Source organism: Selenomonas sp. (genome assembly GCF_052169755.1).
Taxonomy (GTDB): domain Bacteria; phylum Bacillota; class Negativicutes; order Selenomonadales; family Selenomonadaceae; genus Selenomonas.
Map to the genome: position 1 here is coordinate 1 of NZ_JBQNBV010000058.1, position 12,150 is coordinate 12,150.

Here is a 12,150-nt window from a genome sequence, read left to right on the forward strand (position 1 = left end):
CTGTCATTTTCCATCATGATGTATATTCCTCTCAGACCTTGATTTTGCCAAATCCCTGCAGCTTTATTGTACCATGAAGCCCCAAGAGGTCAAGCCGAAGGTGCAGACCGATTGGCTGGGCTTCATCTTCCCCTTGTATTGCCAATCATACCAAGCAATGCTATGCTATAGGAACCATGATATCCTCGAAAATCTTACGAAAGAGCAGGTGACGACCATGAGCCTTGACGGCTTTTCTACACAGCCGCTCGTCAAAGAGCTGCGCTATGCGCTCCTTGGCGGACGCATTGATAAGATCACTCAGCCGAATAAATCTTCTGTTTTCTTGAGCATACGCCAGCCCGGCAAAAACCATCTGCTGCACATCGCAGCAAACCCACAGGCGAGCGCCGTCTTTCTCGCGGAGAGAGCGCCGGAAAATCCTGCAGAACCGCCGATCTTCTGCATGGTGCTGCGCAAGCAGCTCGAAGGCGGGCGCATCGCCGACATCCGCCAACACTCGCTCGACCGCATCATCCGCTTCGATCTCGACTCTCTCGCGGCAGGCGGCAAGATCGTTACAAAGACCCTCATTGTCGAACTCATCGGCAAGTACAGCAACATCATTCTCGTGCAGGACGGCGTCGTCATCGATGCACTTCGAAAAGTCGGCAGCACGAACAGCCGCACGCGCCTCATCCTTCCGGGACGTGAATATGCGCCGCCGCCCGCGCAGGAAAAGCTCGATCTGCGCACCGCGAAACTCGCCGCTATCACAGAACGCCTCGCACAAGATTCGGATGCGACGCTCCACAAGGGACTTTTGAACGCCTGTCTCGGCTTTGGTCCGATAAGTGCGCGAGAGGTCATCTTTTCTGCCGGGCTGCCCGAGAAGATGCCCTGCGCCAGCTTGGACGCCAAGGACAAGGATGCGCTGCAGTGCGCCCTCGCCGAAGTCTATGCCGCCTGCATGGAGGAAGAAGCCGCCCCCAGCCTCATCCTTGACAAGAACAACAAGGTGCTCGCGACTTCGCCCTTCCCGCTCCATTACTTCCCGGCAGAGAGCACGACGCTTCCCTTCCCCACCATCAGCGCGATGCTCGAAAAAGCCACATTTCTTGCCGGAGCCTACACACCGCCCGAAAAGGATCGCTTGACGAAATTCGTCAGGACCGAGCTGTCCCGCGCCGAAAACAAACGCAGCATCCTGCAAGAAGATCTGCGGCAGGCAGAAAACGCCGAGGACTACAAAATCTGCGGCGACAACCTCATGACGTACGCACACCTCTACAAAGACCATGCCGACGCCTCACTGACCGTCGACAACATCTACAGTGAGACGGGCGAAAAGCTCACGCTCACGCTCGATCAAAGACTGACGCTCAGTCAGAACATGCAGGCATTCTACCACAAGTACGACAAACGCAAGCGTGCGCAAAAGCTGCTCTGCGAACAAATCGCGCTTTCTGAGGAAAATATCCGTTACCTCGCCAGCGTTGAAAGTTCCCTCGCCGCATCTTCAACCGTGTCCGAAATCGAGGAGATCAAAGATGAGCTGATTCAGAGCGGTTTTCTCAAGGAGAACATGAAAAAAAAGCGGCAGGACAAACCCTCCGCTCCCTTCCGCTTCATAACCGAGGACGGCAAAAACATTCTCGTCGGCAAGAACAACTGTCAGAACGACCGCCTGACCTTCCAGACGGCAGCGCCCGACGATCTGTGGCTGCACGCCAAGGACATCCCCGGTTCGCATGTCATCCTGCGCCTAAACGGCGACGAGCCGAGCGAAGCGAGCCTGCGTCACGCTGCCCTCCTCGCTGCCTATTTCAGCAAGGCGCAGAATTCTTCAAACGTGCCCGTAGACTACACCTATCGACGCTATGTGAAAAAGCCCTCCGGCTCGCGCCCAGGCTTCGTTATCTTCACACACCAAAAGACGCTCTATGTGACGCCATCGGCAGAAGAAACAGCAAAGCTGCTTCTCGAAGGACAATGACAGCCGCCCGCCTCATCCCTTCCCCGTCGAGCCGAAACCGCCGATACGCGCCTCCCCCTTTCCTGCTTCATCCTCGTCGACGGTGAGATACTTGTAAAAGATGCCCTGTGCAATGCGCATCCCCTTTTCCACGGGAAAATCCGCTGCGCCAAGATTCAAAATTGCCACCATGATATGCCCTTCATTCTCTGCATTATCATAGTAATCCGCGTCGATGATTCCCTGCGCGTTGACGAGCATAAGCTGATGCTTGAGCGAAATCCCCGAGCGGATGTGCAGCCCCAGATACTCGTCATCCTGCATGTACGCCTTGAGTCCCGTCGGCACGAGCGTCACCTTGCCGCACGGCAATACGCAGGCTTCCGCCGCCGCGAGATCATATCCCGCACTCGCCGCCGTCTTTCGCTGCGGCAGAACGATCCCCGCCGCCTTATACGCTTGGATGACTTCAAATCCACGCCTTCGCAACAAATTCCCTCCCAAAGCTTTTATGTCCATCACGAAAGAAGCCTTCTCCTCGCCGCGGGAGAAGGCTTTTCCTCTTATTTCTCCGTCTCGCCGACCGGCGCGAGTTTCGTTGCTGCAATCGTTGATATGGCGTGCTTGTAAACGAGATTCTGCTTGCCTGCCACTTCCAAGATCACAGTGAAATTGTCAAACCCTTTGACATATCCCTTCATCTGGAAGCCGTTGAGCAGATGGATGCTGACCGCTTTGTTTTCCTTGCGCATCTGATTGAGAAAATTATCCTGTAGGTTGAGCGGTTTAACCGGCATGGAAAGACCTCCTTATATCCGTACAAATTTTTTCAAGCAGCGCCGATTCCCCCTGCGCCGCATCATACCAATGCACATACGGCATCTTGCGAAACCATGTGATCTGGCGCTTCGCAAAGCGGCGCGTCGCCTTCTTAATCTCCGCTGCGGCAAGCGCCAAATCCATGCGTCCTGCAAGGTATGCAAGCATTTCGCGATAGCCGATGCCCTTCATCGCCGGACAGTCGCTCGGAACGCCTGCCGACAAGAGCGACCGTACCTCTTCTGCAAAACCGGCAGCCAGCATAGCATCGACACGCTCTTCGATACGCATATAAAGTTCCTGCCGTTCACGCCGAAGTCCGACGACGTAAGCATCGTAGAACAGATCTCCAGAAGTCGCTGCACGTCGCTCAGAGATATGCTCATGTCCCAAGGAAGCGACTTCCAAGGCACGCACGACGCGGCGAAAATCGTTGACATGCAGCCGCGCCGCCGCCTGCGGATCCATTTCGCGCAAAAGACCATGAACGTAGGATTTGCCCTTTTCCCGTGCCAATGCTTCCAGACGTTCCCGATATACCGCGTCGCCCGAAGTTTCGTTGAAAACGTAGCCTTCAACGAGCGCTTTGATGTAAAGCCCTGTGCCGCCCACGACGAGCGGCATTTTGCCGCGCACCGTGATGCGCCCGATCTCTTCATGTGCCAGCCGCTGAAAGTCCATCACATTAAACGACGCCGTCGGTGCGAGGATGTCGATGAAATGATGCGGCACAACGATACGCTCATCTCTCGTCGGCTTCGCCGTGCCAATGTCGAAGCCACGGTAAAAGAGCATCGAATCGCCCGAGATGATCTCTGCATCGAGCTGCTTGGCGAGTGCGAGCGAAAGCGACGTTTTGCCAACCGCCGTCGGCCCGATGAGGACGACGAGCCGCGCCTTTTTCATGCAAGCTCCAGCGACGCGCCCGGCTCCACGATATGTACGGCGGCGCGTGTCATGCCCTCCGTCACTTCCTTATACCGCTCCGCTTCCTGCGCGATGACAGGCCAAGTATTGTAGTGGATCGGCAGAACATTCTTCGTATTGAGCCACTGTGCAGCGAGCGCCGCATCTTCAAGACCCATCGTATAATTATCGCCGATGGGCAGCACGGCATAATCGAGCGGATCCTTCTGCCCGATGAGCTTCATGTCGCTGAAAAGCGCCGTATCACCCGCGAAGTAGATGTTGACGCCGCCGATCTGTATGACATAGCCACAGGCGATGCCGCCAGCCACGCCACAGCTGTGCAGCGCCATCGTCATGCGCACCTTGCCGAACGGCAGCTTGACCGAACCGCCGACATTCATGCCGTGCGTCTTGATGTCGCCCCCCGCCTGCAAACAGAGGTCGAGGACTTCCGGTATGCCCAAAACCATAGCACCCGTGCGCTTGGCTATGGCAGGCGCGTCGCCCAAGTGGTCACTGTGCGCGTGCGTCAGCAAGATGTAATCGCACTTCACCTCATCCGCTCGAATCGCAGCGAGTGGATTTCCCGTCAGAAACGGATCGGTCAACACCTTCGAAGCGCCGTCGTCCAGCAAGAAGGAAGCGTGTCCGTAGTAGGTATACCTGACCATCTTCTCCAACTCCTCTCATCGTTTATTTTTCAACCAAAAAAATCTAATATATTGTATAATTAAACAAAAAACCTGAAAAACCTTCCTGACGAAATAATCGAGGAGAAAAAACATGCACACGAATAAATTTTCCCTGCCACAAGGCGTCGTCACCTTTTCTTACACACTTTCCGAGCACATCTACACGCTCATCACCGGAGGCCGCCCGCCTGCTGCCGATTGGCTTCAAGAGGCGCTTTGCGGCAAACTCTGGGCAATCGACCACGGCATCGACCTCTGCTATGCGATGAACCGCATCCCCGACTTCCTGCTCGGCGACGGGGACAGCGCCGCACCCGCCGCTTGGGATTGGGCGCTCACCGCAGGTGTAGAAGCCGAGCGTTTCCATGTAAAAAAAGACCTCACAGACACACAGCTTGCACTTGCAAAGATCAAAGCCGCTTCCCCCGATGCCTTTCTTCTGCTCACGGGAGCTTTCGGCGGCCGCTTCGACCATGCTATAAGCACGCTTTTTTCATGTGCGTTCAGCAACATACCGATGATCTTGGCGGACGAAAAAGAAGCGTGTTTTTTCCTGCACGGAAAGGACAGCCTGACCTTCAAAGCAGCGAAAAAGCCCAAAGCCCTCTCGCTTCTCTCCCTGACGGCCGAGTGCCGCGGCATATCCGTCGCAGGAACGGAGTGGCAGCTGGAAAACGCCGTCCTGCGCAGCGATGCCCCCTACGCCGTCAGCAACGAACTTGCCGCAGACAGCTCATCCTTCTCTGTCCGGCTGAAAGAAGGCACGCTCGCCGTCTACCTCTATTGGCAATGACGGCGAAAGCCACGCCGCACGCCTACCGCTTCATAGAGCAGGAGCGTCGCCGCCGTTGAAACATTGAGCGATTCCGCTTTGCCGAACATCGGGATGAAAAGCCGCTTCTGCGCCATCCGCCGAATCTCGTCCGACACGCCGTTGCCTTCGTTGCCGAAAGCGAGCGCGACGCCGCCGCTGTAGTCTGCCGCATAATACGGCTGCGCCGCTCTGTCGAGGTCGGCAGCAAGCAGGCGTATGCGCCCTCGCTGCAGAAAAACACGCAGCGCTTCGCGCGATACATTTCGTATGATCGGCACATGAAAGACCGACCCCATACTCGCGCGCACCGCCTTGGAGCAAAACACGTCGATTGTATCTTCCAAACAAAGAACGGCGTCTGCTCCCGCCGCATCCGCCGTACGCACAATCGTCCCTGCATTGCCCGGATCCTGCACACCGTCAAGCACGACGACAAGCATATCCGTCTGCGAGGCAAGCGTCGCCAAGTCTGCGCATCGTTCCTCCACAGCAAGAAGAATCCCCTGCGGCGTATCTGTATCACTCACCTTCCTGTAAACCTCGGACGTCACCTCGTAGAGTGGACAGCCTAACTCTGTCAGACGAGCGACGATACGCTGCACACGCACCTCTCGCACAGCTTCCGCCGTGACGAGGCAAAGGCGCATCCCCCAGCCCGCCTCCGTCGCCATCTCGACGAGGCGCACGCCCTCGGCGACGACGACGCCATCCGCCCTGCGTCGCCTGGCATTCTTCAAACGCACAAGCCACTTGATCTTCTTGTTCTGCACACTCTCGATCTTTTCCATCGTTCCTCCATGAAAACCGTACAGATTACACATACAAACGTCTACCCAAAAGACACCGCGCACCGCCCTTAACGAAAGTTCGCCAATCCGTCTGCGCCCTTTGGGCTTGCCTTCTTAGACCTTTATAATAAAAAAGAGGAGCTAAAAAAGCTCCCCCTTCGTCATATTCTTACTGATTTTCCTTAGCGATGGCAACGAGCTGGGCAAACGCCTTCTCATCATGCACGGCAAGATCGGCAAACATCTTGCGATTGACCTCAACGCCAGCCTTCGTCAAACCGTTGATAAGACGGCTGTAGGAAATGCCGTTCATGCGTGCAGCCGCATTGATACGGGCGATCCAGAGCTTACGGAACTCGCCCTTCTTCGCACGGCGATCGCGGCGAGCATAATAGAGCGCCTTCATGACCGTCTCGTTTGCCTTCTTGAACTGCTTGCTCTTCGCGCCGCGATAGCCCTTGGCGAGCTTCAAAATCTTCTTATGGCGGCGATGCGCCGTAACGCCGGATTTTACTCTTGGCATAACCTTATTCCTCCATTATCTTCTGTCGAATATTATTTGTTCAGCATATCGCGCACGCGCTTGTGGTCGGCAGCAGCGACAAGCGTCGCTTTGCGCAGGTTGCGCTTGCGCTTCCTCGTCTTCTTCTCCAAAATGTGGCTCTTGAACGCCTTGTTCCGCTTAAACTCACCGGAACCCGTTATCGAAAAGCGCTTTGCAGCGGCTCTGCGTGTCTTTACCTTTGGCATGTTTATTTTCCTCCTTTAGTCTGCGCCTTCGGGGCAAGAATCATCGTCATATTTTTGCCCTCCAGCTTCGCATCGCGCTCGATGGAAACGAGCTCCTTGAGCTGATCGGATACGCGGTTCAAAACCTCTCTGCCAAGTTCCGGATGCGACAATTCACGGCCACGGAACATAATCGTGACCTTGACCTTGTTTCCTTCTTCAAGAAAGCGAAGAGCATTCTTGAGCTTCACGTCGAAATCATGCTGCTCGATGTTCGGGCGCAGCTTAACCTCCTTGATCGTGACGATCTTCTGCTTCTTCTTCGCCTCCTTCTCCCTTTTTTGCTGCTCGTAACGGTACTTGCCGAAATCCATGATGCGGCAGACAGGAGGCTTCGCTTTCGGCGCAACCTCGACGAGATCGAGATGCTGCTCCTCCGCCATACGCAAAGCATCGCGCGTCGCCATGATGCCAAGCTGCTCGCCGGACGCGCTCGTGACGCGCACCTCGCGAATGCGGATTTCTTCGTTGATTCTTAAAGATTCCCTGCTAATGGGAAAACACCTCCCGGTGAACGAGCAAAATAAAAGGGCGGCAGACGCCACCCCTTCCTTTTGCAAACCCTGCATATAAGACCCGTCCGACATATATCGGCAGGTGAGAAGCGGCGGCCTCTTCTTGAATTACTTTGCTAGAATACCATAAAAACCTATGTGCGTCAAGGAATTTTTTCAAAACCCGGCGCATGAGGGCGCAAGGGTTCAAACAAAAAGTTCGATCACGCGCGGCACGACCTCAACATGCATAGGAAGCGGCGGTCCCTGCTCACCATCCACATCGCTCAAAAGCGGCGCATCCGCCGCAATATGAAACTCGCTCGCCTGCAAATACAGCACGTTCTTCTCGGAGATGCCCTTTCCCGCAACAATTTCCGCCGTCAAAGCGACAAGCTCCGGCAAGCTGCACTTCTTCACGAGCAGAAGATCGAGCTTGCCGTCGTCGATGCTCGCATGTGCCGCCACATTGTTGAAGCTGCCGACAACGCCGCTGTTGGCAATCACAAAGAGAAATCCTTCCACCTCGCGCATCTCGCCGTTTGCCTCGATGGAAAACTTCACCGAACGAAACTTCGGCAGTTCGCTGATTCCCTTCAAGTAATATGCCATTTTCCCCAGCGTATTTTTCAGCCGCACGTCAACCTCGTGCGCGATATTCGTCATAACGCCGGCGCTTGCCACATTGATGAAATACTCCTCGCCGATGCGCCCGAGATCGACACGCATCGTCTTACGCGCGAGAATCCGTGCGATGTACGCCTCAAGATCTCCTGCAAGACCGAGATACGTCGCAAAATCATTCGACGTACCGCTGCCGATGATCGCCAAAGGAACATCAATTTTCTCGCGTACGATCACATTGACGACCTCATGCACCGTACCGTCGCCGCCCGCAACGAGTATCCCCTCCGCGCCCGACTCGCGCACATAGAGCGCAAGATCGCCGAGCGCTTTGCTCGTGCGATAGAGGATGAGCATACAGCCGAGCTTCTGGAAGCGCCAGATCATCTCATCGAGCCGCTGCTTAAAGGATGCGTTGCCCGAAACGGGATTATAGACCAGCAAGAACTTTCTCATGACTTCGCCCCCGTATGGAAAACACCGATGCGCCGCAAAAAACGAATACTCAAAGAGCCGATGAACGGTATGCGCGCCATGTCCTCCTCCAAAAGACCGCCGATAAGAAGCAGCGCCGCTACATAGACGACGACGCCGACAAGCACAGAGCCAAACGTCGCCGCTGCATTGACGGCGAACGTATGCATGACGAAACCATAGAAAACATACACAGCCCCTGCCATGACAGCCGCAGCCGCCATCGTCTTAAAAAACTGCAGAAGCTCCATGCGATAGCCGATATATCGCCGAATGAAATAGAGATTGATGACAGCGGCGACCCCCATATCCGCCGCCGTCGCCCATGCCGCGCCCATGATACCGAGCCACGGAATCGCCGTCAAAACCCAGTTGAGAACAACCTTGACGACAGCGGCAAGAATCATGTTAATCATCGGGATCTTCGGATGCCCAAGCCCCTGCAGGACTGCCGTCGATACCTGATGCAGCCCGAGAAGCACAATGGAAAACGACGAGACGAGTACAGCAGGACCTGCGCCCGGCGCATTATAAATAAGCGTCGAAATCGGCGTCGCCAGCACAAGCACAACGACGAACGCAGGGAAGCATACGAAGTTCGATATGCGCACGGCAGCCGCCGTCTGATTGTAGACGCGCTGCGTATCTTTCAATGCGCGCGCCTCCGAGATGGCAGGCACAATACTCACTGCCAAAGACGCCGTGAGAATCGTCGCCAGATTGACGAGCGGCACCGCCATACCCGTGAGATAGCCGAAAAGCTCCGTCGCCTGCGGCACCGTATAGCCCGCGACCTCCAGCCGCTGCGGCACGATCAAGAGATCGAGGTTCGACACGATCGGCAGCATGATACTCGCTGCCGACACGGGCAGTGCGAGCGAAAAAATGCGCTTGATGATCGCCCCGAGCGGCGTCGGCTCCTTCCCCGGCGGCGGCGCAAGATTCGAACCGTATTCTCGCTCGATATCCTTGTCGAGCTTCCAATGATAATACACGAGCACCAAAAGTCCGCCGATGGCGCCGGCAAACGCACCGAGGCTCGCCCCCGCCGCCGCATAGTCAATCCCCATCGGCAGCAGAAGACTCGCAAAAATCACCATCGTAAGCACGCGGAAGATCTGCTCAATGATCTGCGAAACCGCCGTCGGCGTCATGCGCTGCCACCCCTGCAGATAGCCGCGTGAGCTTGCGAGCAGCGTCACAAAGAAAATCGTCGGCGAGAGCGCCACAACCGCCATATAAGCGCGTGGATCGCGAATGAACTGCCATTCGATAAGCCAACCCGCGCCGAAATACGTCAGAAGCGAAAACAAAAGACCCGTAAAGAACATCAAAGTCATGGATATGCGAAAGACGCGACGCGCTCCAAATACGTCTTTCAAAGCGACGCGCTCCGCCGTGATGATCGATATGGCGACAGGCACACCCGCCTGTGAAATACTCATAGCAAAAAAATAAATCGGAAAAGCCATCTGGTAAAGCCCGATGCCCTCGCCGCCCAAAATGCGCGAAACGAAAATCCAGTTCAAAGAGCCGATGACCTTCACGACAAAGCTCGCCACCGTCAAGATCAATGTTCCCTTGAGGAAGCTCTCCGCCTTGCTCTTGCCTGTAGATTTCTGATTACTGATACAAAACACCGCCTAACTGCCCAATTCCCCTCTTCCATTTTTCACAGCTATACGGAATACAGAAAAGCCGCTTTGCAAAAATGTACGAATTTCTATATAATAAGAGGAATGATGCATCTTCTGCACCCTGAAATTCCCTAGAACTTAACGTAGGAATTATACCATTTCTGCCGGAAATATACTAGGTCGATTTTGTTACAATACTTGAGGTGTCTTCTCTATGGAAATCAATCTCATCGGTTTCAATACGACGCTCGGCAAGAAAAAGCCGGAAAACATCATCAACAAGACCGCCCCCTGCCCCTTCTGCGACCGCGAGAAACTCTCGGGCATCGTCGATACAGACGGTGACCTCATCCTGCTCAAGAACAAATACAACGTCATCGAAGACGCCGACCAGTTCGTCCTCATCGAAAGCAAGATCTGTCACTCGGACATGCCTGACTACTCCGCAGATCACATGCACCGCCTCATTCGCTTCGGCGTGCATCACTGGCAAAAAATGCAGAACTCCGGCGACTATGAAACAGTCATCTTCTTCAAGAACTTCGGTCCTCTATCCGGCGGTACACTGCGCCATCCCCACATGCAGATCGTAGGCTTTCACGCACTCAACGAACATCTGACCTTCGATCCCCTAGAATTCAAGGGATTGACCATCCACGAAGAAAATGGCGTCGACTTCAACATCGCTACCTGCCCGCGCATCGGCTTCAGCGAATTCAACATCGTGCCAACGGCAGGCGCCCCTATAGACACGGTAGCCGACGACATACAAATCGCCGTCGACTACCTCATGCGCCACTTCAACAAACGATGCAACAGCTACAACATCTTCTTCTACCAGGAGCGCGGCGTCATGCGTGTCAAAATCATGCCAAGATTCGCCACATCCCCCCTCTTTATCGGCTACAATATCCGATTCCGCCCAAGCAATCTGGAAGATTTGCGCGATGATGTACGAAGAATATATTTCAGCGGCAGTAAACCGCAAGCGTAACGGTGCTATGTCGAGGATTTGTCAACGACGAGAATACAGTGTAGCTGTATGAAGATGGAAGCTGCATTTGTCAGAGCTTCCTTAACCGTCTTACTTACATAAGAGAGGGTTTGTTGCATAAAGAAAATGCGTCTTATGCAACAAACCCTCTTCTATTTCTTCTTTACTCGTGGCGCGGGCAGCTCCTCATACATCGCATGCACCAACTCGCTCAAAAACGCCTTATCCTCCAAGCGATCCACCAACAGCATTTCCTTCGCCCCCTCATAAGGCAGTTCATGCACTGCATCCGGCATATGCACAACAGCTGCCTTGACCGGCTTCACAAGGAATCGATCATCGTAGATTCCTCCGAAGATTTTTTTCTTATAATATAGAATGTACCCGCCCATCATAGCACGATAGGAAATATCTTCCAAACCGGATAGCTGTTCCAATACGAACTCCAGATACTCTTTCGTCGATGCCATAACCATTCCTCCATCAATATTGCTTCCTCATCACTCCACATTCAGCCCCACATCGTCCCTGAGCTGTATAGCTTCTCCCACATGCTTCGCCTCGATCGTCGCCGCCCCGTCAAGATCGGCAATCGTGCGAGCGACCTTGATGATACGGTCATACGAGCGTGCTGATAAGTTCATGACTTGAAATGCCTGCGCTAAGAGATTCTGCGCCTCCGGCTCAAGATGGCACGTCTTTTTCAAAATCGCATGACTCATCTGCGCGTTACAGAAAATGCCCCATTCACGCAACCGCTCCATCTGAATCTCTCGCGCAGCCAAGACGCGCTCCCGAATCACAGCCGAAGATTCCGCCTTCGCCACAGATGTCATATCCTCGTACTTGACGCGCGGCACATGGACATGAATGTCGATGCGATCGAGCAGCGGTCCCGAAATCTTCCGCGTATAGCGCTTGATCTCATTCGGCGTGCAGTCGCAGCTCTTCTCCTTATCGCCAAAATAGCCACACGGACAAGGATTCATTGCCACGACCAAAATGATACAAGAAGGAAATGTCAAGGTCGCATTGACCCGTGCCACGGTCACAGCGCCGTCCTCCAACGGCTGGCGCAAGACTTCCAGCGTCGACTTGCCGAACTCCGGCAGCTCGTCGAGAAACAGCACGCCGTGATGCGAGAGCGTCACCTCGCCCGGAC

The 12,150-nt window shown here is 54.6% G+C and carries 15 protein-coding genes; 3 read left to right on the forward strand and 12 right to left on the reverse strand.

Annotation, left to right across the window (positions count from 1 at the left end):
• Positions 1–217: 217 nt before the first annotated feature.
• Positions 218–1,975, forward strand: a complete 1,758-nt coding sequence (locus tag ACTTKG_RS05540) for an Rqc2 family fibronectin-binding protein (RefSeq protein ID WP_442673268.1) — start codon at positions 218–220, stop codon at positions 1,973–1,975.
• A gap of 12 nt (positions 1,976–1,987) precedes the next feature.
• On the opposite strand, the gene dut is transcribed toward ACTTKG_RS05540, so the two are convergent.
• From dut to ACTTKG_RS05560, 4 genes are all read right to left on the reverse strand, one after another.
• Positions 1,988–2,443, reverse strand: a complete 456-nt coding sequence (gene dut / locus ACTTKG_RS05545) for a dUTP diphosphatase (RefSeq protein WP_442673269.1) — start codon at positions 2,441–2,443, stop codon at positions 1,988–1,990.
• 74 nt (positions 2,444–2,517) lie between these two features.
• On the reverse strand, positions 2,518–2,751 hold the full coding sequence (hfq, locus tag ACTTKG_RS05550; RefSeq protein ID WP_442673257.1) for an RNA chaperone Hfq: 234 nt from the start codon (positions 2,749–2,751) through the stop codon (positions 2,518–2,520).
• The gene (gene miaA / locus ACTTKG_RS05555) at positions 2,741–3,679 is read right to left on the reverse strand and encodes a tRNA (adenosine(37)-N6)-dimethylallyltransferase MiaA (protein ID WP_442673258.1); all 939 of its coding nucleotides are present in this window, start codon (positions 3,677–3,679) and stop codon (positions 2,741–2,743) included. The genes hfq and miaA overlap by 11 nt, the downstream gene beginning before the upstream one ends.
• Positions 3,676–4,353: a metal-dependent hydrolase gene (locus tag ACTTKG_RS05560; protein WP_442673259.1), complete on the reverse strand. Its 678-nt coding sequence runs from the start codon at positions 4,351–4,353 to the stop codon at positions 3,676–3,678. The genes miaA and ACTTKG_RS05560 overlap by 4 nt, the downstream gene beginning before the upstream one ends.
• Positions 4,354–4,465: 112 nt before the next feature.
• Here ACTTKG_RS05560 and ACTTKG_RS05565 point away from each other — a divergent pair, with 112 nt between their 5' ends.
• Complete coding sequence (locus ACTTKG_RS05565; RefSeq protein WP_442673260.1) at positions 4,466–5,167, forward strand: thiamine diphosphokinase; 702 nt, start codon at positions 4,466–4,468, stop codon at positions 5,165–5,167.
• Here ACTTKG_RS05565 and ACTTKG_RS05570 read toward each other — a convergent pair.
• From ACTTKG_RS05570 to ACTTKG_RS05595, 6 genes are all read right to left on the reverse strand, one after another.
• Positions 5,155–5,976: a TrmH family RNA methyltransferase gene (locus ACTTKG_RS05570; RefSeq protein WP_442673261.1), complete on the reverse strand. Its 822-nt coding sequence runs from the start codon at positions 5,974–5,976 to the stop codon at positions 5,155–5,157. The genes ACTTKG_RS05565 and ACTTKG_RS05570 overlap by 13 nt on opposite strands.
• Before the next feature lie 169 nt (positions 5,977–6,145).
• The gene (rplT, locus tag ACTTKG_RS05575; RefSeq protein ID WP_006192170.1) at positions 6,146–6,499 is read right to left on the reverse strand and encodes a 50S ribosomal protein L20; all 354 of its coding nucleotides are present in this window, start codon (positions 6,497–6,499) and stop codon (positions 6,146–6,148) included.
• 32 nt (positions 6,500–6,531) lie between these two features.
• Positions 6,532–6,726 carry a 50S ribosomal protein L35 gene (rpmI, locus tag ACTTKG_RS05580; protein ID WP_442673262.1) on the reverse strand — a complete coding sequence of 65 codons (195 nt, stop codon included), beginning with the start codon at positions 6,724–6,726 and terminating at the stop codon, positions 6,532–6,534.
• A gap of 2 nt (positions 6,727–6,728) precedes the next feature.
• The gene (gene infC, locus ACTTKG_RS05585) at positions 6,729–7,310 is read right to left on the reverse strand and encodes a translation initiation factor IF-3 (RefSeq protein ID WP_442673270.1); all 582 of its coding nucleotides are present in this window, start codon (positions 7,308–7,310) and stop codon (positions 6,729–6,731) included.
• Positions 7,311–7,466: 156 nt separating this feature from the next.
• Complete coding sequence (locus ACTTKG_RS05590) at positions 7,467–8,339, reverse strand: diacylglycerol/lipid kinase family protein (protein WP_442673263.1); 873 nt, start codon at positions 8,337–8,339, stop codon at positions 7,467–7,469.
• Entirely contained in the window at positions 8,336–9,997 is a 1,662-nt protein-coding gene (locus ACTTKG_RS05595; protein WP_442673264.1) for a putative polysaccharide biosynthesis protein, read from the reverse strand. Before ACTTKG_RS05595 ends, ACTTKG_RS05590 begins: the two co-directional genes overlap by 4 nt.
• Positions 9,998–10,208: 211 nt before the next feature.
• Between ACTTKG_RS05595 and ACTTKG_RS05600 the strand changes: the two genes are divergently transcribed.
• Positions 10,209–10,988, forward strand: coding sequence for a DUF4931 domain-containing protein (locus ACTTKG_RS05600; RefSeq protein ID WP_442673265.1), 780 nt, complete (start codon positions 10,209–10,211; stop codon positions 10,986–10,988).
• Positions 10,989–11,140: 152 nt separating this feature from the next.
• Here the strand turns inward: ACTTKG_RS05600 and ACTTKG_RS05605 are convergent, their stop codons facing one another.
• Both ACTTKG_RS05605 and ACTTKG_RS05610 read right to left on the reverse strand, forming a co-directional pair.
• On the reverse strand, positions 11,141–11,458 hold the full coding sequence (locus tag ACTTKG_RS05605) for a TfoX/Sxy family protein (protein ID WP_442673266.1): 318 nt from the start codon (positions 11,456–11,458) through the stop codon (positions 11,141–11,143).
• A gap of 30 nt (positions 11,459–11,488) precedes the next feature.
• A partial coding sequence (locus tag ACTTKG_RS05610) for an ATP-binding protein (protein ID WP_442673267.1) occupies positions 11,489–12,150 on the reverse strand: 662 nt, incomplete at its 5' end.

Coding starts and splice junctions, on each gene's coding strand:
- miaA (WP_442673258.1), bottom strand. CDS start 3,679: ATGAAAAAGGCGCGGCTCGTCGTCCTCATCGGGCCGACGGCGGTTGGC.
- ACTTKG_RS05605 (WP_442673266.1), bottom strand. CDS start 11,458: ATGGCATCGACGAAAGAGTATCTGGAGTTCGTATTGGAACAGCTATCC.
- rplT (WP_006192170.1), bottom strand. CDS start 6,499: ATGCCAAGAGTAAAATCCGGCGTTACGGCGCATCGCCGCCATAAGAAG.
- ACTTKG_RS05590 (WP_442673263.1), bottom strand. CDS start 8,339: ATGAGAAAGTTCTTGCTGGTCTATAATCCCGTTTCGGGCAACGCATCC.
- ACTTKG_RS05565 (WP_442673260.1), top strand. CDS start 4,466: ATGCACACGAATAAATTTTCCCTGCCACAAGGCGTCGTCACCTTTTCT.
- ACTTKG_RS05560 (WP_442673259.1), bottom strand. CDS start 4,353: ATGGTCAGGTATACCTACTACGGACACGCTTCCTTCTTGCTGGACGAC.
- rpmI (WP_442673262.1), bottom strand. CDS start 6,726: ATGCCAAAGGTAAAGACACGCAGAGCCGCTGCAAAGCGCTTTTCGATA.
- ACTTKG_RS05540 (WP_442673268.1), top strand. CDS start 218: ATGAGCCTTGACGGCTTTTCTACACAGCCGCTCGTCAAAGAGCTGCGC.
- hfq (WP_442673257.1), bottom strand. CDS start 2,751: ATGCCGGTTAAACCGCTCAACCTACAGGATAATTTTCTCAATCAGATG.
- ACTTKG_RS05600 (WP_442673265.1), top strand. CDS start 10,209: ATGGAAATCAATCTCATCGGTTTCAATACGACGCTCGGCAAGAAAAAG.
- ACTTKG_RS05570 (WP_442673261.1), bottom strand. CDS start 5,976: ATGGAAAAGATCGAGAGTGTGCAGAACAAGAAGATCAAGTGGCTTGTG.